The following is a 19,183-nucleotide window of genomic DNA, read 5'->3' as shown; positions in this document are numbered from 1 at the left end:
GCAACGGCCTCTCCGTGTGGCCGCATCAGCTGTACAGAAGGTGCAACGGCCTCTCCGTGTGGCCGCATCAGCTGTACAGAAGGTGCCCCACTAAGCCCGGGCGGGGTCCTTCGCTAGTCCCTTTCTTCGCCCAGCGTCAGGGCAGCCGTGATCAGGGCCAGATGGGACAGGCCCTGAGGGAAGTTGCCCAGGAAGGCGGAGTCTTCTTCGGCGATCATCTCGGTGTACAGGCCCACATCGTTGGCCAGCGGCACCAGCTCATCCATCAGGGTGGCGGCTTCCTCCCGGCGGCCGACGCAGTCCAGGGCCGCAGCCATCCAGAAGGCGCAGGCCACAAAGGTGCCCTCTTCCTTCTCGGCTCCGCTGAACCTGTACAGCAGGGGCCCGCGGCCCAGTTCACCGCGCAGCGCATCCAGGGTGGAGGACATCCGCTCGCCCCGGTCAAAACCGCTGATGGCGTGCAGCAGGATGGAGGCATCCAGCTGGTCGGTGCCGGGGTACCAGACGTAGCTGCCGCGTTCCTCGGACCAGCAGTTGGCATCCACCCAGTTCCGGATCCGCTCCATCTCGGCCCGCCAGCGTTCCGGGTTACCCGGAATCTGGCCCAGATCCGCCAGATGCGAAGCGCAGCTCAGCGCGTGCCAGCAGCCCAGCTTGGAGGTGGTGTAATGCCGCTCCTCATCCAGCTCCCACATTCCGGAATCGCGCCGCTGCCAGACGTCGCAGGCCAGGTCCGCGAGGTCCGCCAGATAACGGCCGGTGCCGGTGTCCAGCACATGCCCGGCGTCCACGTACATCTGGACAATGTTGAACAAGTCCCCGAAAACGCCCATCTGCAGCTGAGCGGCGGCGTCGTTCCCGTTGACCACCGGTCCGATGCCGCGCCAGCCGGGCATATCCAGCACCTCGGCGTCCTCGGCACGGCTGCCGTTGAGCCGGGTAAACACCTTCAGGTCCGAGCCCTGTTCCCGCACGCTTTTGAGCATCCCGGACACCGCCGCGTGTACTTCCTCGCGCAGCCCGAAGCGGATCATGGCGTGCAGGGTGTAGGCCGTGTCCCGCACCCAGGCGTACCGGTAGTCCCAGTTTTTGCCGCCGTGCACGTTCTCCGGCAGGGACGTGGTGGCAGCAGCGGCAATCGCGCCGGTGGGGCTGTGCAGGAGCAGTTTGAGGGCAAGGGCACTGCGTTCCACCGCGTCGCTCCAGCGGCCCTCGTACTGGAACTCCCTGGACCAGTCCTGCCAGTTGGCGATGGTGCGGTCCACGCCGCCGTCGATGGTGTCCGGGTCCGGCAGCGGCAGGGGTTCGTCGTGGGTGGAAATCACGGCCAGCAGGTGGGGTGAGCCGGCCCGGGCGGTGAAGGTGCCGCTGATGTCCCGCTCGGACGTTTCTTCCGTGCCGATGTCCCGGCCGCGGACGGCAATGGTGGTGCCCTGCACCTGCAGCACCGGGCCGTGCACCGTCTGCTGCACCCAGGGGGAGGCGGTGTTGAAGCTGCTGCCCGGGGTGACGGCCCAGCGCATTTGGACTTCGCCGTCGAGTCCCTCGATCCGCCGCGCCAGCTCACCCCACGGCAGCCGGCCGGCCACGCCGGTGTTCAGTGAGTCGGTGACCCGCACGCTGCCGGTGCCGGTGGTGAAGGTGGTGGCCAGGACGTTGGTGCCCGCCACGTAGGCGCGCTCCACGGTGAAGTCCGCCACTGGACGCAGCTCAATCTGCCCGCCGTTTTCCGCGTCCAGGAGGCGGGCGAAGGCGGGTGTGGAGTCCAGATCGGGGGTGGGGTACCAGTCGATGGAACCGTCCAGGGCCACCAGGGCCACGGTCCGTCCGTCGCCGATTGCCCCGTAGGAGCGCAGGTCCACGTAGCCGTCCGTGCGGTCCGGGTGGGACATGCTCATGTGCTGCTCCTTGCTGGTTGGGTGGTGGGGGACGGCTAGGGATTCAGCCGGGCGGTGGGTCCGGCGTTGGGCCCGGCGGTGAAGATCCAGGGTTCCCTGGGCAGGCTCGCCGGGTTGAACTCGGCCAGTGCCGCCTGGAGGTTTCCGGGCAGGCCCAGGGAGGCCAGGATCAGTTCACGGGCGGCGTCCTCGTCCATGCCGGCGGCGGCCAAATCGGGAAGGGTCACGGCGCCGTCGCGCTTGGCCAGCCGCTGCCCGGCGGTATTCAGGGCCAGCGGCACATGGGCGTAACGCACCGGGGGCAGGCCGAGCAACGAGCCGAGGTACGCCTGCCGGGGCGCAGAGCTGAGCAGGTCATCACCGCGCACCACCTGATCGATGCCCTGCAGCGCATCATCGAGCACCACGGCAAGGTTGTAGGAGGGCACACCGTCGTTGCGCAGCAGCACCAGGTCATCCACGGCCGAGGTGTAGTTGCCGTGCAGCTCATCGGTCACGGTGAACTCGGGAACCTGGGCGCGCAGGCGCAGCGCAGCGGGCCGCTCCCGCCGTCGTACCGCGCGTTGTTCCTCTGTGAGGTGCCGGCAGGTGCCGGGGTAGGCGCCGGGCGGGGCGTGCGGGGCGGAGGCGGCCTCGGCTACTTCGCGGCGGGTGCAGAAGCACTCGTAGACCAGGCCGTCTGCCCGCAGTTCCGCGATTGCCTCCAGGTACAACTCCAGCCGTTCGGACTGCCGGATGATGTCCCCGTCCCAGTCCAGCCCGACGGCGGCGAGGTCACGCAGCTGCGCTGCTTCGGCACCGGAGCGGACCCGGTCCAGGTCCTCCATCCGCAACAGGAACCGGCGGCCGGTGCTGCGGGCGAAGAGCCAGGCCAGCAGGGCTGTGCGCAGGTTGCCTACATGCAGTTCCCCGGTGGGGCTGGGGGCGAAGCGGCCGGCGGCGTCGGAAGTAGGCACCCTCTCAGTCTATAAAGCCGCGCGGGCGGTCCGTGGTTCCGGGCGCTTCCGGACACCGTACCGGAGGGCTTGTGATTCCGGACCGGGGGTGTCCGCAAGGGCATGGAAAGGACCTTCGCGGCTGCCTAGCGTGGCGGGTATGGGACTCATGGAAGTGGAACTTGCCTTAGCTGAACACCGGCAGCGGACCCGGGAAATGGAGCGCTGGCACGGCTTCCGGCGGGCGGCCCGGGAACGGGCGCAGCTGGGGCCGGCCCGGGTACAGGAAGGAACAGGGCAGGAAGGGATCATGCGGCCCAAGATCGACTGGCCGGTTTTCACGCTGCGGCTCGGGCCGCTGCGGCTGGCGCTGTTCCGCACGGTCCGGTTGCCCGCGGGCACTGGCCGGGATTCACACGGGACACCCAGAGTTCTCCCGGGTTAGCCGGAGTACGGTTTTGGGCGACGAGGCTACCGCCGCTCCCGTGCTGGGCGGGACGGCGGCCCCGGTAGGGATTGATGCCATGACTTACGCGGGACGCAGCTCATCGGGTGGAAAGCGAACGACGACGTCGGGCGGCTCCCGCTGGACCATCGTGGTGGTGGGGGTGATCATGCTGCTGCTCATCATTGCCCAGGGCGTGGCAACCGGCTTTACCGGCCTGCTGGGTTCGGCGGGCCTGATCGCCCTGTGCACCGGGCTCTACACGTTCCTGACCAACCGGCCCTCCTGGCTGGACCTGCCCAACCGGATGATCGGCGGGATTCTCGCCGTGGCGGGTCTGCTCGCGTCGGCCATCGCCACCGCCATCCACTGGGGGTAGGGCTGAACCCGGAGCCGGTTACGCCCGGTCTACGCCCGGTCCGTGAGTGCGCCCTCGGTCTGGGTGGTGGACGTGGGCACCCCGGTCTCATCCGCGAGTTCGGCGCGCTTGAGCCCGTCGCCGCGCACCCACAGCCGGTAGGCAGCGAACAGCAGCACAATCCAGGCGGCGCCCACAATAAGGGCCACCCGGGTCTCCGGGATGATGCCCAGCAGCACCACAATGAAGGCCATAAAGGCCAGTGCGGCGTAGGAAGCAACCGGCCAGAACGGCACCCCGAATTCCGAGGCGGGCAGGCTCCGGCGGTTGATGTCCCGCTTCATCGCGATGTGCGAGAGCAGGATCATCAGCCACACCCACACGGTGGCGAACGTGGCGATCGAGGCGATGATGGTGAACAGCGACTCGGGCAGCAGCGCGTTGAGCACCACACCGGCCAGCAGCACCACGGCCATGGTGGCCACGGTCATCCACGGCACGCCGTTCCGGGAGATTTTGGCGAACGACGACGGCGCCTGGCCCTCCTGTGCGAGGCCGTAAAGGACGCGGCCGGCACCGAAGATGTCGGAGTTGATGGCTGAGATTGCGGCCGTGATCACCACGGCGTTAAGGATGTGCGCGGCGGCCGGGATGCCGAGTGAGTCGAAGATCTGCACAAACGGGCTGGTTTCACCGTTGATGTCCTGCCAGGGGAAGATCATCATCAGGATGCCCAGCGCGCACACATAGAAGAGCAGGATGCGCACCGGCACGGTGTTCACTGCGGCGGGGATGGCCTTCTTGGGGTTATCCGCCTCGCCGGCGGTGATGCCGATGGTTTCAATGCCGCCGAAGGCGAACATCACAATGGAGAAGGATGCCAGCAGGCCCCAGAATCCGTTCGCGAAGAACCCGCCCGAGCCGAGCATGGTCTCAAAGCCCGGGTTCGCGCCGTCGGGCAGGCCGAAGCCGAACACCACAATGGCCGCGCCGCCCACAATCATCGCGATGATGGCCGCCACCTTGACGATGGATAGCCAGAACTCGGTTTCCCCGAAAACCTTCACCCGCATCAGATTCAGTGCCGCGATCAGCAGCACCACCGCGAGGATCCAGATCCACCGCGGCACGTCCTCGAACCAGAAGCCCATGTAAATGCCGAACGCGGTCACATCTGCAATGGCGACAATGGCCATTTCAAAGGCGAACGTCCACCCGGTGATGAACCCGGCGAACGGGCCCAGGTAGCGGCTGGCGTAGTGGCCGAAGGAGCCGGACACCGGATGCCTGACGGCCATCTCGCCCAGGGCGCGCATGACCAAGAACACAGCCGCCCCGCCGATCATGTACGCCAGCAGCACGGCCGGGCCGGCCGACTGGATGGCGGACGCCGAACCGTAGAACAGGCCGGTGCCGATGGCCGAACCAAGCGCCATGAAGCGGATGTGCCGGACATTCAGCCCGCGGGCCAAGGCCTGGGTAAAGGAGGACTTCAAAGAAAACGCACCTTGGAGATTGGGGGGATCAGCCGAATAGTCGGCCTATCCATGGTACGCCCGCCGCCGGCACGTCCATTTTCGAGGCTGGCGAGGGCGGGTGCGGTGTTCAGCGCCGATGGCCCCCCGTCCGGGCAGCGGGGATAACCCCTCGGGCAGAAATGTCAGTGCCGGAAGATACGTTTTGCGCGGGAACGAAATCGGACCCTGGCGCGGGTCAAACCGCGCTCAGTACGTACTCGCAAAAATGGGGAGAAAACCATGGAGAACACCGCATATACACCTAACCCGCCGGCGGGGCAGCCGGCTCCCGGGCAGGGCGCACCCGGCCCCGGATTCGGAGGCCCCGGATTCGGCGCTCCCGGGCCCGGCAAGCCCACCAACCCAGAAGCTGGCAAGGGCCTGGCGATCACCGCCCTGGTCATCGGGATCGTTTCCCTGCTGCTGTGCTGGGTGCCGTTCGTGAACAACCTGGTCTTTGTCTTGGGCCTGATCGGGCTGGGCTTCGCCATCCCCGCCCTGGTCATCGCCGTCAAGAACCGTTCCCGCGCCAAGGGCATGTCCATTGCCGCATTGATCCTTGTGGTGCTGTCCCTGGTGGGCGTGCTGGCAACCCAGGCCTACTACGGCCGGGTGCTGGACGACGTCGCCGAGTCCATCGAAGACGGGGCCGACGGCGTCGTCGACACCTCCGACGAGGAGCAGGAAGCCGCAGCAACAGACGCGCTGGCCATCGGCACGGCAGCCACGGTGGGTGACTACAGTGTCACCGTGACCGGAGTCAACACCAACGCAGTTGACGCGATCATGGCAGCTAACGAGTACAACGAAGCTCCTGCAGGCCAGTACGTGCTGGTGGACCTGGCCGTGGAATACTCCGGGGACAGTGAGGGCAACCCGTGGATTGACCTGTCCACCAAATTCATTGGGTCCGATGCCCGGCAGTACGATTCCACCACCTGCATGGCAACCCTGCCCAACCCGGCCTACAACGTTCCCACCCTGGAAAAGGGCGGCGCCGGCACCTTCCAGATCTGCATGGATGTCCCGGCCGAAGCGCTGTCGGATGCCAAGATCTTCGTCCAGCCGACGTTCACGCTCAGCGACAACGACCGCGCGTACTGGAAGGCGCAGTAGGCGAACGGCAGGGCTTCCCGGTTGGGGAAGCCCTGCCGTTCAGACCAGCGCTCACTGCTGCTCAGAGCCGTAGCTGATGCGTGCCCCCGGCGGAATCAGCGGGGAGCCCGCACGGACCTTCATTTCCTGCACGGTCCAGGAGTTGCCGTCCGGATCCGCGAAGCCGAAGAAGGTCCCGCCGTCGCGCTCGTCGAAGACGGTGACCTCGCTCGCGTCGACGCCGCGGTCCAGCAGTTCCTGGCGGGCCAGCTGTGCATCCGGGACCACCAGTTGCAGGCCGCGGAGGGACCCGGGAACCATGCCCTGGCCGGCTGCACCGTCGCCCACGAGGATCGAGCAGCCGGAGCCGGGCGGAGTCAGCTGCGCGAAGTTCATCTGGTCGTTTGAAGTCTGGTGGTCCAGGTTAAAGCCCAGTTGGTCGCGGTAAAACGCTATTGCCCGGTCCTGGTCACTGACCGGGACAACCACCAACTCAAGAGTCCAGTCCATGGTTATGCCTGCCTTCCGATTCCGACGGATGAGAGCAGGGCATCCAGTTGGTCATAACCGTCAGACATGCCATCTTCCATGCCGTTGTCCAGGAAGCCGTCGCGGGCTTCCACCGACGGATAGAGCGAGCGTCCGGTGAGCCGGCACCGGCCATCGGGCAGCGCCGTGAAAGTACTGTATTCAAGCGTCACCACCTCCGGAGTGCTCTCAAACTCGAAGGTCTGCAGCACAAACTCGTCCTGGCGCACCGTGTGGAAGACGCCGCGGAAGGCGTACTCGTCCTCGCCCCTCGAGTGCACAAAGCGGTACGCGCCGCCGGTGCGCGGTTCGAACTGGTCAATGCGCGTGGCCACGTCCTTCGGTCCGATCCACTGGGCAAACAGCTCGGGATCGATATGGGCGTTAAAGACGGTGCCTACCGGGAAATCGAACTCACGGGAAAAATCCATAACGGGCTCGCCGGCGGGCGCGTTCAGCGTCAACGGGTTGCTCATCATGCGCCCCTTCCCTGCAGCGCCTCCGGCTGCAGCTGGGCCAGGAGCTCGTCCATCCGGTCAAAGCCTTCCGCAACTCCGGCTTCCATGCCGGAAGCGGCCATCCCGTCCCGTGCCTCCATGGAGGGATAGACGGAATGTGCCGTGATCCGGGTCCGGTCGCCGTCGAGCGCCTCAAGCGTCATGAATTCCAGGCTGGTGATGTCCGGATAGCCGGAGAACTCGAAGGTCTGGATGGCGGCTTCGTTCTCCCGCACGGTGTGGAAGATGCCCCGGAATTCGTAGGGCACCCCGTCCGGGCCGGTGTGGATGTAGCTGTAGGAGCCGCCGGTACGGAAGTCGTAGTGGTTGATGTCCATTTTCATTCCGCGCGGTCCCAGCCACTGGACCAGCAGGTCCGGCTCCGCATAGGCCCGGAAGACCTGGTCTACGGGATAGTCCACTTCGCGGCTGAAATCGATGAACGGAACGCCGTCGGGGACGGTGAGCTGCAGTGCGTTGGTCATGGGGGATCCTTTGCCTGCGGGCCGCCTGTCGCTGCGGCCTGTGCGCGAAGCACGGCATCAAGGCTGCGGAACTGCTCCTCGCGGACCAGCCGGTACTGGCCGATCCAGGCGGTGAGCGCCTCCAACCGTGCGGGGTTCAGGTGGACGGGCCGGCGCTGCGCGTCACGGCTACGCGTGACGAGCTTGGCATGCTCGAGGACCTGGATGTGCTTCGAAACCGCCTGCTTGGAGATCTCGAAGGGTTCCGCCAGTTCATTGACCGTTGCCGGCCCCTTGGAAAGCCGGGCAATGATGTGCCGCCGGACCGGGTCTGCCAGGGCCAGGAAAGCCTGGTCCAGGTTCTCCGATGAGGTGTCATCGCCAAGTGGGTCCATGCGTTCGGTCAGCTTCTGTGTGTCCGTAGTGGTGCTGGTAATCAAGGTGCCGGTTGTTCAACCTTGCGGTTGATTACGAAGCTACGCGCGGGCCGGACAGCAATCAAGAGCTTTGGCGAAAAACGTTGAAGGACATGGGCCGGCAGGTAGTGTGGGCCGCGCGGGCGCACGGTCCTGCTGGAAACGTCACGGGGGTGGGGCATGGATTATCCAAGCGGGCACGAAGAAACGAGCGGATCGGGGACATCGGTCGCCAGGGCTGATCAAAAGCGCCTGCGGGGCAGCGATGATCCCGCAGTCCGTCCAGGCTCCGGCATTCCGGTGGACGCAGGGATGAAGGGCCTGCTAATCGTGGGCAACCTGCTGTATCTCCTCGCGGCCGTTCCGGCCCTGTTCATGTTTTTCGTTGCCACTGATTACTCGGAGGCAGCCAACGGGCCGGTCTGGCTCTTGCTAACCGCGGCGCTGGCCTGGCCGGTTGCCTTAGTTGTCTCCTGGGTTCTCTTCCTTTGGTTCCACCGCAAGGGTGCAGATTGGCTGGGTGGCCTTCTTTTCATGACCGTTTTTGGATTGTGGGTGATCCTGGCGTTTTCCAACCCCATGATGGCCTGATTCCGGCAGCATGAGAGTCGCGAGCGCAGCACCCGGGTTAGGGTGGTGGCGCATGCCGGAGAGGAGAGAACCGTGAAACGAGCCGGATACACCCTCACCGAACCGGCTGCAGGAATCTTCTTTGTGCAGGGACCGGCGTCGAACTGGATCATCCTGCGGGAGGCTAAGCGGTTCACCCTGGTGGACGGCGGCTACCGCGGCGACCTGCCACTGGTCCTGGCCTCCATCCGGGAAGCGGGCCTGGCGCCGGACGACGCCGTCGCCGTCCTCATCACCCACGCCCACGTTGACCACACCGGCGCCGCAGCACATTTCGCCCAGCACTACGGCACCCCGGTGCTCTGCAGTTCCGGCGAACTAAACCACCTGCGCGGCGAGGAGAAATTCTCCGTGACTCCGCTGCAGATAGTGCGGCGGGCCTGGCAGCCCCGGGTTTTCCGCTGGGCGGTGCACGTGCTGCGGTCGGGGGGAGCGGCAGGACACCCCGCGCCGTCGGCGGCGGCCTGGGACGATGCGCTGCTGGCGGGTCTGCCCGGCTCTCCGGTCGCGGTCCCGACGCCGGGACACACACCCGGGCACACCGCCTTTTACCTGTCCCGGGCCAAGGCCGTGATCACCGGCGACGCACTGGTCACCGGCCACGCGATCAGTGCCTGGAACGGTCCCCAGCTGCTGCACCCCATGTTCCACCACGACGGCGCGCGGGTAGACAGTGCGCTCGCGATCCTTTCGAAACTGGATGCCTGCCTGCTCCTGCCTGGACACGGTCCCGCCGTCCGGACCGGCATCCGCGAGGCGGCGAATACCGCCTGGCGGCAACGGGCGACGTCGGTCAAGGCACCCCGGCCGGTGCTGCTTCCTGGCCGGAAGGGCGGCCTTGCGGGCGAGCCGACCTACGGACGGGTGGAACATTCCGGCACTGCGGTGCCCGGGGCGGAATAGCTCTTCCTGCCCTTCAACCGGCCGCCGTACACTGGCGGCGGAAACGCACCCCCGTGGAACGGACAGGCCATGGATGAGCAGGTTACCCCCAATGATCCGCCAGCCGCGGGAGCGTCGGCACGCTCCGGGGGTAAGCGGGGGCGGAAACCGGCGGACCCGAAGCGGGCCGCCATCCTGGGGGCCATGTTCCTTATGGCCACCAGTGCCATCGGCCCGGGCTTCATCACGCAGACCACGGTCTTTACGGTCCAGCTGGGTGCGGCGTTCGCCTTCGCCATCCTGGTCTCGATCCTGGTGGACATTTGCGTCCAGCTGAACGTGTGGCGAATCATCGGCATTTCCGGCCTGCGGGCCCAGGTGCTGGGGAACAAGGTCCTGCCGGGGGCCGGCTGGGTACTGGCCGCCCTGGTGTTTGTCGGCGGACTTGTGTTCAACATCGGCAACGTGGCCGGGACGGGGCTGGGCCTGAACGCCATGCTGGGGCTGGAACCCCGGATTGGAGCGGCGATCTCGGCCGTGCTGGCCATCCTCATTTTCCTGTCCAAACGGGCAGGCCTGGCGCTGGACCGGGTGGTGGTGGTCCTCGGCGCGGTGATGATCGCACTAATGCTCTACGTGGCCGTCATCGCCGGACCACCGGTGGGCAGCGCCCTGAAGAACACGGTGCTGCCGGACACCGTGGATTTCCTGGCGATCACGACCCTGATCGGCGGCACGGTGGGCGGCTATATCACCTACGCCGGGGCGCACCGCATGGTGGACTCGGGCAACTCGGGGCTGGAGAACATCCGCCCCATCACCCGCGCCGCACTGCTGGGCGTGATCGTCACCGGCGTGATGCGCGTGCTGCTGTTCCTTGCCGTCCTGGGCGTGGTGGCCGGCGGTGCAGTGCTGACCGGCAGCAACCTCGCTGCGGACGCCTTCCGGGTGGCGGCCGGCGAGATCGGGATCCGGCTGTTTGGCGTCGTGTTCTGGGCCGCGGCGCTGACCTCGGTCATTGGTGCGTCCTATACCTCGGTTTCCTTCATCACCAAGCTCACCACCAGCACCCGGACACGGAACCTGCTCACGGTAGCCTTCATCGCTGTCTGCACGGCCGCCTACCTGCTCGCCGGACAACCACCGCAGACGCTCCTGGTGTTTGCCGGGGCCTTCAACGGGCTCATCCTGCCGCTGGGCGTCGCCATCCTGCTGTGGGCTGCTTGGCGGCGCAGCGATCTGCTTGCCGGCTACCGGTACCCTCGCTGGCTGCTGATTGCCGGGGTGCTGGCCTGGCTGCTGACCCTGTATCTGGGCTGGAACTCGCTCGCGGGGCTGATCGACCTTTGGGCCTAGGCGCAACCGACGTGTAACCCCGGTGTTAACAATCCCCGGATCGTTCAACAAAACGCTTGCGGATTGTTGAACAACCTTTAGACTGCTGGAAGCCCTTGTGGCCCACCCCACACCTTCCAGCGATCGGAACCAGCATGGACAGCACGGCCACTAAGGCAAAGGTCCGGCCCAACGCCAAGCGCACCGCACTGCTCGGTGCCATGTTCCTGATGGCCACCAGTGCCATCGGACCAGGATTCATAACCCAGACCACGGTCTTCACCGTCCAGCTCGGCGCAGCCTTTGCCTTCGCCATCCTCGTTTCAATCCTGGTGGACATAGCCGTCCAGCTGAATGTCTGGCGGATTATCGGGGTTTCCGGCCTGCGCGCCCAGACCCTGGGCAACAAGGTCCTTCCCGGCGCCGGCTGGGTCCTTGCCGGGCTCGTCTTCATCGGCGGACTGGTGTTCAACATCGGCAACATCGCCGGCACCGGCCTGGGCCTGAACGCCATGCTGGGGCTGGACACCAAAATCGGCGGCGCCATTTCCGCCGCCGTCGCCATTTTCATTTTCCTGTCCAAAAAGGCAGGCCTCGCCCTGGACCGGATTGTTGTGGCCCTGGGCGCGGTGATGATCCTGCTGATGCTCTACGTAGCCGTCAGCGCCGCACCGCCGGTGGGGGAGGCATTGAAGAACACCGTAATGCCCGCGCAGGTGGACTTCCTGACCATCACCACCCTGATCGGCGGAACCGTGGGCGGGTACATCACCTACGCCGGCGCGCACCGGCTGCTCGACTCCGGCACCACCGGCCCCGGCTACGTGAAGGACATCACCAAGGTCTCGCTGCTGGGCATCATTGTCACCGGCATCATGCGTGCACTGCTGTTCCTGGCCATCCTGGGCGTCGTCGCCGGCGGAGTCACTCTGGCCGGCGACAACCTCGCCGCCGACGCCTTCCGGCATGCCGCCGGGGAAATCGGGCTGCGGATGTTCGGCATTGTCTTCTGGGCCGCGGCCCTGACCTCAGTGATCGGCGCGGCCTACACCTCGGTGTCCTTCGTGACGACGCCGGAAACCAAGGACCGCACGCGCAGCTGGATTACGGTTGGCTTCATCGCCTTCTGCACCGCCGTCTACCTCCTGCTGGGCCAGGCCCCGCAGACCCTGCTGGTCTTCGCCGGCGCGTTCAACGGGTTGATCCTCCCGCTGGGCTTCGGCATCCTGCTGTGGGCAGCATGGCGGCGCCGTGACCTGCTGCAGGGATACGTATACCCCAAGTGGCTGCTGATCATCGGTGTGCTGGCCTGGGCGCTGACGCTGTTCCTGGGCTGGAATTCCCTGTCCGGCCTCGCCAAGCTCTGGCAGTAACCAACTCCGGAAAGGACAGCCGACAATGGAGACTCCCACCGGCATTACCGCCTCGCCCACCGTACCTCCGCACCCCGCCGGCCTGGCCCCGGCGGAAGCCCGGGCGCTGTTCCGGAATGGACTGGTCACCCCGACGGCGGGCTGGTCGGCCGGCTATGCACAGGCCAACCTGATCATTGTGCCCAAGGAACAGGCCTTCGACGTCCTGCTCTTTGCCCAGCGCAACCCGAAGTCCTGCCCGATTCTGGGCGTGCTCGACGCCGGTGAAACCGCCGGCCCGCTGCTCGCCGGCGGCGACATCCGCACCGACATCCCCCGCTACACGGTGTATGAAAACGGTGTGAAGGTTGCCGAACCCACTGATATCAGCGGGTACTGGCGTGATGACCTGGTGACCTTCATTGTCGGCTGCAGCTTCACCTTCGAGGCCGCCCTGCAGGAGGGCGGGATCCGGGTGGCTCACATCGACCAGGGCACCAACGTGCCGATGTACCGCACCTCGGTCCGCTGCGAACCGGCCGGGTCCATGGCCGGACCGCTGGTGGTCTCGATGCGGCCCGTGCCGGCCTCGCAGGTGGCCGACGCCGTGCGGATCACCTCCCGCTACCCGGCGGTGCACGGCGCTCCGGTACATGTGGGCAACCCGGCCGAGATCGGCATTGCGGACCTGGGCCGGCCGGACTTCGGGGATCCGGTGGAGATTGCCGAAGGCTACGTTCCGGTCTTTTGGGCCTGCGGCGTCACCCCGCAGGCCGCAGTGATGGAATCCAGGCCCTCGCTGGCCATCGGCCACGCACCCCGCCACATGCTCATCACGGACGCCCGGGACAGCTCGTACCTGGTGCCCTAGCCCTTCCCTCGTTGCGTCGGCTGGGTACCCGCCCGCTGCACCTACGGGTGCATGTGTGCGAGCAGCTCCGCCTCGGCGGTATCCAGGTAGGACTGCAGCACCTTCGCAGCCTTGGCGCGTTTGCCCGTGCGGAGCAGCTCCACCAGGCGGGCGTTCTGCTCCACGTAGGTGGAGTGGAAGTCCGGCTGGCTGCTCATGGCGTGGAAGACCAGGCGCATTTCGGCCAGCACCCGGCCCATGACCTGCTGCAGCTGCTCGCTGCCTGACATTGCAACAAGTGCCTGGTGGAAGGCCTGGTTGGCGGCCGCCATTTCGCCTACGGCCCCGCGCTCCTTCGCGCCCCGGGCCCGGGCGATCACGGCGTCGAGCCGGTCCAGGTCCAGTTCCGGACCCCAGAGAACGGCCGAGGGTTCCAGCATCCGCCGGACCCGGTAGATTTCCCGCACTGCGTCCGCGCCGGGGGCGGCCACAAACACGCCCCGGTTGGGGTACCGGGTGACGGCGCCTTCAATGCTGAGCATGGTGAACGCCTCGCGCAGCGTATTGCGGGAGACCTGCAGCGACGCGGCCAGCTGCTGTTCGGAGAGCTTGGTGCCGGGCAGCAGTTCTCCGGCGGCAATGCTGCTGCGCAGCACATCGGCCACCCACACCGTGGTGTTGGCGTGGTCGGCTCGCTCGGTGGCTTCCCCCAGGTTCACAGGCATCTCCCTAATCTAGCCGGACGGCGGCGGTGCCGCCGCCAGAGGCGGAACCCGGAGAACCGGCCGCTGGGGGACGGCCGATCCTCCGGAGCTTTTAGGGGCGGATCTCGCCCAGGGCGTCACCGCGTCCGACGGCGGTGCCCGGTTCGGTCGCAGCCCGCGTGAAGCTGCCGGCCCGGTGGGCGCGGACGGTGGTTTCCATCTTCATCGCCTCCAGCACGGCAACCGGATCGCCTTCGGCCAGCTGCGCGCCGTCGTCGGCCACCCATTTCACCAGGTTCCCGGCCATCGGCGAGGCGAGCACAGCCTCGTCCGCCGCCGCGCCGGCACCGCCGGACCCGGCAGGCGCAGCGGCAGTGCCGCCGCCGGCGCGCAGCGCGTTCAGCAGCGCGGCCGGCACGCCCAAGGCCACGGCCTTGCCGTCGACGTCGATGGTCAGCGTTTCCCGTTCGGCGCCAGGCAGTGATGCGGCGATTTCCGGGGACGCGGCCAGCGGTTCGGCGAATTCGGACTCGATCCACGTGGTGTACACACCCAAGGCGTCCTCCCGGGTGAAGGCCTCGGAGCGGACCACTGCCCGGTGGAACGGCACCACGGTAGGCACCCCGCGGATCACCAGCTCATCCAGGGCCGCGCGGGCCCGGCGCAGCGCCTGCGGCCGGTCCTCGCCCCACACGATCAGCTTGGCCATCAGCGAGTCATACTCGGCGGGCACCACGGACCCGGACCGGACGCCGGAATCCATCCGGATGCCCGGACCCGTGGGCGGTTCGAAGGCTTCCACCGGGCCGGGGCCGGGCAGGAACCCGCGGGCGGGATCCTCGGCGTTGAGCCGGAATTCGAACGCGTGCCCGTGCGGCACCGGGTCGGAGGTGTTGGACAGCGGCAGCCCGTCGGCAATGCGGAACTGCTCGCGGACCAGGTCCACGCCGGCGGTTTCCTCGGTGACGGGGTGCTCCACCTGCAGCCGGGTGTTCACTTCCAGGAAGCTGATCAGCCCGTCCGGGGAGACGAGGTATTCCACGGTGCCGGCACCGGTGTAGCCGGCTTCGCGGCAGATGGCCTTGGCGGAGGCATGGATGGTGGCGCGCTGCTCTTCGGTGAGGAACGGGGCGGGGGCTTCCTCCACGAGTTTCTGGTTCCGGCGCTGCAGCGAGCAGTCCCGGGTGCCGACGACGACGACGTTGCCGTGCGTATCAGCCAGCACCTGGGCCTCCACGTGCCGGGGCTTATCCAGGAACCGTTCGGCGAAGCATTCACCGCGGCCGAAGGCGGACACCGCTTCGCGGACCGCCGATTCGAAGGCGTCCTCCACATCTTCGAGCCGACGGGCAATCTTCATGCCGCGGCCGCCGCCGCCGAACGCCGCCTTGATGGCCACCGGCAACCCGTGTTCCTCGGCGAAGGCACGGACCTCTTCGGCACTTTGAGCCGGGCCCTTCGTTCCGGGCACCAGCGGGGCACCGGCGCGGACGGCGATCTCGCGGGCAGTGACCTTGTTGCCCAGGTCGCGGATGGCCTGCGGGGAGGGACCGATCCAGGTCAGCCCGGCGTCGAGCACAGCCTGCGCGAAGTCCGCGTTCTCGGACAGGAACCCGTAGCCCGGGTGCACGGCATCCGCGCCGGCCCGCCGGGCAGCGTCGATCAGTTTGGGGATGTTCAGGTAGGTGTCCGTGCTGGCGGAGCCGTGCAGCGGGTAGGCCTCGTCCGCGATGAGGACGTGCAGCGCGTCGGCGTCGGGGTCCGAGTACACGGCAGCCGAGGCGATGCCGGCGTCGGAGCAGGCGCGGGCCACCCGCACGGCAATCTCGCCGCGGTTGGCTATGAGGACCTTCTTCATGGGGTTCCTTCCGTGAACAGCCCGGCGGTTTCCTCCGCGGACAGCGGGGCCAGGGTGTCGGGGTTCGAGAAAACAAAGCGCACCGGGTGCCCGGGCGGCAGTTGGGCGGCCACGGGCAGATCCTGCGGCACGACGACGGCGATCACCGGGTAGCCGCCGGTGACGGGATGGTCGGCCAGGAACAGGACGGGCAGGCCCGACGGCGGGACCTGCAGCGAGCCCGCCACCACGCCTTCGCTGGGCAGTTCCCCGTCCCGGATGCGTTCCAGCGGGGCGGCGTCCGGGTCCTGCGGGTCGGCGGCCAGCCGCACACCGATCCGGTTGGACTCGTTGGTGGCCAGCCAGGTGTGTGCGGTCAGGGCAGTGGCGGCGTCGGGGCCGAACCAGTCCTGCCGGGGGCCGGCCGTGACCCGCAGCAGGGTGGGGGTGCCGCCGTCGCCCAGGCTGCCGGGCGCGGTGCCTGTCGGCAGGGAAGAGGGTTCAGCGGTGCCCACCGGTGCTGCGACGGACACTTTCCCGACGGGCAGGACGGTGCCGGCCTCGAGCGGTGCCGGGCCGATACCGCTCATCGTATCGGTGCTGCGGCTGCCCAGGACCGGGTCCACGGCCACGCCGCCGCGGACGGCCACATACATACGGACGCCGCGGAACGGGGTGCCCAGGGTCAGGGTTTCGCCGTCCAGCAGGGCAAAGGGGGTGTCCAGCGGTGCGGGCCGGTCCCGCTCGCCGCCGGGGGAAACGACGGCGGCCGGGACCTGCGCCCCGGACAGGGCTAAGACCGTGTCCCCGCGGGATGTCAGCTCCAGCCCGCCGAGAAGGTTCTCGATCACGGCAGCGTCGGCCGGATTGCCGACCAGGCGGTTCGCCTGCCGGGCGGAACGGGTATCCGCGGCACCGGCTATGGAGACGCCAAGGTCCGCATAACCGGGGCGGCCGAGATCCTGGATGAGGGACTGGAGGCCGGGCGCTTTGACTGCGAGGGAGGGGTGGTTGGCTTGGGTGGGCGGGGACACCTCATCGTCCCTTAGCGCTGCGGATCCACCCTCCTCCTCGCAAGCTCGGAGAGGGGACCCTGATCCTTCGCTGCCTCGTCGTTCCTCGGTCGGCGATGCGGGACTCACGAGGTGTCCCAGCCCCTCGTTCGTTCCCTCGCTCGCGGGAGACGCCGGGTCTTCGGTGCCCGTGCTCGGAGCCTCGGCCTGAGGACTTGAAGTGGTGGTGATCAATTCACGGACGGGATGGAAGATTACTGAATCGCCAGGACGGATGAGAGCAGGGTTTGGGCGGGAGAGGTCCCATAAAGGGGCGTTGGTATGGCCGATAAGTTGCCAGCCGCCGGGAGAAGTGCGGGGGTAGATGGCTGAATAGTCGCCGGCCAGGGCCACGGAGCCGGCGGGGACAGCTTTGCGGGGCGAAGTGCGGCGGGGGACGTTCAGGGCAGGGTCGCCGCCCACCAGATAGGTGAAGCCGGGGGCGAAACCGCCGAACCCGGCGGTCCACGCTGTGCCGGTATGGGCGTTGACCACCGCCTTTTCGGAGAGGCCGGTGAGTTGCGCCACCTCGGCCAGGTCCTCGCCGTCGTACACCGTTTCGATGGTGACCGTGCGGGCGTCCGGCAGCTCGGCATGGGAGAAGTCCAGGTTCTCCAGCAGTGCGGCAGCGGCGACCGTTTCGCGGCGGCCGGCGAACCGGACCAGCACGGTCCCGGCAGCGGCCAGCGCGTCCACCTGTCCGGGCAGCGGACTGGACTGCAGCTGTGCGTGGAGGGCGACGACGTCGGCCAGCGAACCAAGCTCAACCAGCAGCGCCCTCGTCCCGGCGGGACGGATGCCGCGGATGTGCCCGCCCGCGTCCGTCGCCACGGGGGAACTCATACGAAACTCTGGATGGTGACGCCGGCCTCTTCGAGCCCGGCACGGACGGCCCGGGCCATGGCCACGGCACCGGGGGTGTCACCGTGCACGCAGATCGATTCAGCGGACATCGGGATCTCGGTGCCGTCGACGGCGGTGATGACGCCCTCCGTGGCCAGGCGGACCATGTTGGCGGTGACCTGGCCGGCGTCGTGGATCACCGCGTTGGCTTCGCGGCGCGAGACCAAGGTGCCGTCGGGGTTGTAGCTGCGGTCGGCGAAGGCTTCGGTGACGCCGCGCAGGCCGGCGTCGGCGGCGATGTCCAGGGCCACCGCACCCGGGAGCAGGAGGACAGGCAGGTTCTTGTCGAAGGTGCGGACCGCATCGATGACGGCGCGGGCGTGCACCTCATGGCGCACGATGGTGTTGTACAGCGCGCCGTGCGGCTTGACGTAGCGGATTTCCGAGCCGGCCGCGCGGGCCAGGCCCTGCAGGGCGCCGAGCTGGTAGAGGACGTCGTCGAACAGCTCGGTGTAGGAGCAGTCCAGGAAGCGCCGGCCGAAACCGGCCAGGTCCCGGTACGCCGGGTGCGCGCCGATGGTGACGCCGGCGGCGACGGCGTCGCGGCAGGTCTGCGCGATGGTGGAGGGATCACCGGCGTGGAAACCGCAGGCCACGTTGGCGCTTGAGACGGATTCGAAGACGGCGGCATCGTCGCCCATGGTCCAGTTGCCGAAGGACTCGCCCACGTCGCTGTTCAGATCAATGACCGTCATGGTTCTGCCTCCGCGCTCGGGTGATGCAATGGTGTTCCTACAGTGTGCCCCGTCACGTCGGATTGTTCAACAATCAGTGTGAATGTCGTGGGTCAGGGCTCCGAAGTTCCGGCGGTGCATGGGTACTTCTGCCCATGTCCGGCGATCAGCACATGCCATAGGCTGTCCGCGACAAGGGGGAAGTTGTGAATGATATGGCTGTGCCAGCTGACAGGCTGAAAGTACGGGCAGCTGCGCTTGTTGCGTTTTTGGTGGCGGTCCTCTGCGGTTGCGCGGGCGCGGGCGATGCCGCAGATCCGGCAGAGGGCACAAACCATTCGTCGCAAGCGTCTACAAACAAAACGTCCCGGGAGTCGTACGACGAGTTCAGGGCGCAGCTGGATGAAATCCTGGCGGTGACCGGAGAGTCCGCAGGCTGGACCACTGAATTCGGCAAGCCGTGGGACTCTGACCTGGATATCGTCCTGGTGCCGCGGGCCTGTGATACCGAGAACTGGGAGGACTCGCCGCAGCGGCTGCAGCTGACGGTGATCGGACCGGGAACGGAGGACCCGCAGACGGACCGCGCCGCCATAATCCAGTATATGGAGGACAAGGGGCTGACGGTCAGTGGTCTCTTCGGTGACCCTTCCTATCCCGACGGTGTGTCCTGGGATGCTTCCGGCCTCGGTGAAAACGGCTTGGAGATTACTTACGGCACGAGCTCCCAGTCACGGGTGATAAGCCTGTACGGGGAGTGCTCCAGCCACCCGTCCATGCAGAATAAGGTCTCCGGGGACACGCCCTAGCC

Annotated in this window: 20 protein-coding genes; 9 read left to right on the top strand and 11 right to left on the bottom strand. The window is 67.3% G+C overall.

The window, feature by feature from the left end; translation table 11 throughout:
* Window positions 1-113: 113 nt before the first annotated feature.
* Window positions 114-1,898, bottom strand: coding sequence for a glycoside hydrolase family 15 protein (locus LOC57_RS12030; RefSeq protein WP_229959963.1), 1,785 nt, complete (start codon window positions 1,896-1,898; stop codon window positions 114-116).
* Between the two features lie 35 nt (window positions 1,899-1,933).
* Entirely contained in the window at window positions 1,934-2,854 is a 921-nt protein-coding gene (gene gluQRS / locus LOC57_RS12025; protein ID WP_229959961.1) for a tRNA glutamyl-Q(34) synthetase GluQRS, read from the bottom strand.
* 139 nt (window positions 2,855-2,993) lie between these two features.
* On the opposite strand from gluQRS, the gene LOC57_RS12020 reads away from it, so the two are divergent.
* Both LOC57_RS12020 and LOC57_RS12015 read left to right on the top strand, forming a co-directional pair.
* Window positions 2,994-3,278: a hypothetical protein gene (locus tag LOC57_RS12020; RefSeq protein WP_227913448.1), complete on the top strand. Its 285-nt coding sequence runs from the start codon at window positions 2,994-2,996 to the stop codon at window positions 3,276-3,278.
* A gap of 13 nt (window positions 3,279-3,291) precedes the next feature.
* Entirely contained in the window at window positions 3,292-3,657 is a 366-nt protein-coding gene (locus tag LOC57_RS12015) for a hypothetical protein (RefSeq protein ID WP_227913447.1), read from the top strand.
* Between the two features lie 29 nt (window positions 3,658-3,686).
* On the opposite strand, the gene LOC57_RS12010 is transcribed toward LOC57_RS12015, so the two are convergent.
* On the bottom strand, window positions 3,687-5,072 hold the full coding sequence (locus LOC57_RS12010; RefSeq protein WP_229960082.1) for an amino acid permease: 1,386 nt from the start codon (window positions 5,070-5,072) through the stop codon (window positions 3,687-3,689).
* A gap of 321 nt (window positions 5,073-5,393) precedes the next feature.
* Between LOC57_RS12010 and LOC57_RS12005 the strand changes: the two genes are divergently transcribed.
* Entirely contained in the window at window positions 5,394-6,269 is an 876-nt protein-coding gene (locus tag LOC57_RS12005) for a DUF4352 domain-containing protein (protein WP_229959959.1), read from the top strand.
* A 51-nt stretch (window positions 6,270-6,320) separates the two neighbouring features.
* On the opposite strand, the gene LOC57_RS12000 is transcribed toward LOC57_RS12005, so the two are convergent.
* From LOC57_RS12000 to LOC57_RS11985, 4 genes are read right to left on the bottom strand one after another with little or no spacing between them, the layout of a single operon-like run.
* Window positions 6,321-6,758 carry a VOC family protein gene (locus tag LOC57_RS12000; protein ID WP_229959957.1) on the bottom strand — a complete coding sequence of 146 codons (438 nt, stop codon included), beginning with the start codon at window positions 6,756-6,758 and terminating at the stop codon, window positions 6,321-6,323.
* Between the two features lie 2 nt (window positions 6,759-6,760).
* Window positions 6,761-7,252, bottom strand: a complete 492-nt coding sequence (locus LOC57_RS11995) for an SRPBCC family protein (RefSeq protein ID WP_229959955.1) — start codon at window positions 7,250-7,252, stop codon at window positions 6,761-6,763.
* Window positions 7,252-7,758 (bottom strand): SRPBCC family protein, encoded by a 507-nt coding sequence (locus tag LOC57_RS11990; RefSeq protein ID WP_229959953.1) that lies wholly within the window; start codon window positions 7,756-7,758, stop codon window positions 7,252-7,254. Before LOC57_RS11990 ends, LOC57_RS11995 begins: the two co-directional genes overlap by 1 nt.
* The gene (locus LOC57_RS11985; protein ID WP_229960080.1) at window positions 7,755-8,132 is read right to left on the bottom strand and encodes an ArsR/SmtB family transcription factor; all 378 of its coding nucleotides are present in this window, start codon (window positions 8,130-8,132) and stop codon (window positions 7,755-7,757) included. The genes LOC57_RS11990 and LOC57_RS11985 overlap by 4 nt, the downstream gene beginning before the upstream one ends.
* Before the next feature lie 201 nt (window positions 8,133-8,333).
* Between LOC57_RS11985 and LOC57_RS11980 the strand changes: the two genes are divergently transcribed.
* From LOC57_RS11980 to LOC57_RS11960, 5 genes are all read left to right on the top strand, one after another.
* Window positions 8,334-8,744 carry a hypothetical protein gene (locus tag LOC57_RS11980; RefSeq protein WP_229959951.1) on the top strand — a complete coding sequence of 137 codons (411 nt, stop codon included), beginning with the start codon at window positions 8,334-8,336 and terminating at the stop codon, window positions 8,742-8,744.
* A gap of 72 nt (window positions 8,745-8,816) precedes the next feature.
* Window positions 8,817-9,686: an MBL fold metallo-hydrolase gene (locus LOC57_RS11975; RefSeq protein ID WP_229959949.1), complete on the top strand. Its 870-nt coding sequence runs from the start codon at window positions 8,817-8,819 to the stop codon at window positions 9,684-9,686.
* Window positions 9,687-9,755: 69 nt separating this feature from the next.
* Window positions 9,756-11,021 carry an NRAMP family divalent metal transporter gene (locus tag LOC57_RS11970; RefSeq protein WP_229959947.1) on the top strand — a complete coding sequence of 422 codons (1,266 nt, stop codon included), beginning with the start codon at window positions 9,756-9,758 and terminating at the stop codon, window positions 11,019-11,021.
* A gap of 134 nt (window positions 11,022-11,155) precedes the next feature.
* Window positions 11,156-12,373, top strand: a complete 1,218-nt coding sequence (locus LOC57_RS11965) for an NRAMP family divalent metal transporter (RefSeq protein ID WP_229959944.1) — start codon at window positions 11,156-11,158, stop codon at window positions 12,371-12,373.
* Between the two features lie 25 nt (window positions 12,374-12,398).
* Window positions 12,399-13,223, top strand: coding sequence for a putative hydro-lyase (locus tag LOC57_RS11960; protein ID WP_229959942.1), 825 nt, complete (start codon window positions 12,399-12,401; stop codon window positions 13,221-13,223).
* Window positions 13,224-13,264: 41 nt separating this feature from the next.
* Here LOC57_RS11960 and LOC57_RS11955 read toward each other — a convergent pair whose 3' ends face one another.
* From LOC57_RS11955 to LOC57_RS11940, 4 genes are all read right to left on the bottom strand, one after another.
* A complete protein-coding gene (locus tag LOC57_RS11955; protein ID WP_227913437.1) occupies window positions 13,265-13,927 on the bottom strand; it encodes a GntR family transcriptional regulator in 663 nt (220 codons plus the stop codon).
* Window positions 13,928-14,018: 91 nt separating this feature from the next.
* Window positions 14,019-15,764 (bottom strand): acetyl/propionyl/methylcrotonyl-CoA carboxylase subunit alpha, encoded by a 1,746-nt coding sequence (locus LOC57_RS11950; RefSeq protein ID WP_229959940.1) that lies wholly within the window; start codon window positions 15,762-15,764, stop codon window positions 14,019-14,021.
* Complete coding sequence (locus LOC57_RS11945) at window positions 15,761-17,638, bottom strand: carboxyltransferase domain-containing protein (RefSeq protein WP_229959938.1); 1,878 nt, start codon at window positions 17,636-17,638, stop codon at window positions 15,761-15,763. Before LOC57_RS11945 ends, LOC57_RS11950 begins: the two co-directional genes overlap by 4 nt.
* The gene (locus tag LOC57_RS11940; protein WP_229959936.1) at window positions 17,635-18,393 is read right to left on the bottom strand and encodes a LamB/YcsF family protein; all 759 of its coding nucleotides are present in this window, start codon (window positions 18,391-18,393) and stop codon (window positions 17,635-17,637) included. Before LOC57_RS11940 ends, LOC57_RS11945 begins: the two co-directional genes overlap by 4 nt.
* Window positions 18,394-18,788: 395 nt before the next feature.
* On the opposite strand from LOC57_RS11940, the gene LOC57_RS11935 reads away from it, so the two are divergent.
* Complete coding sequence (locus tag LOC57_RS11935) at window positions 18,789-19,181, top strand: hypothetical protein (protein ID WP_229959933.1); 393 nt, start codon at window positions 18,789-18,791, stop codon at window positions 19,179-19,181.
* Window positions 19,182-19,183: the final 2 nt, after the last annotated feature.

The sequence above is a fragment of the Arthrobacter sp. zg-Y750 genome (assembly GCF_020907365.1).
Taxonomy (GTDB): domain Bacteria; phylum Actinomycetota; class Actinomycetes; order Actinomycetales; family Micrococcaceae; genus Arthrobacter_B.
This window is presented reverse-complemented; position numbering and strand designations above follow the sequence as displayed.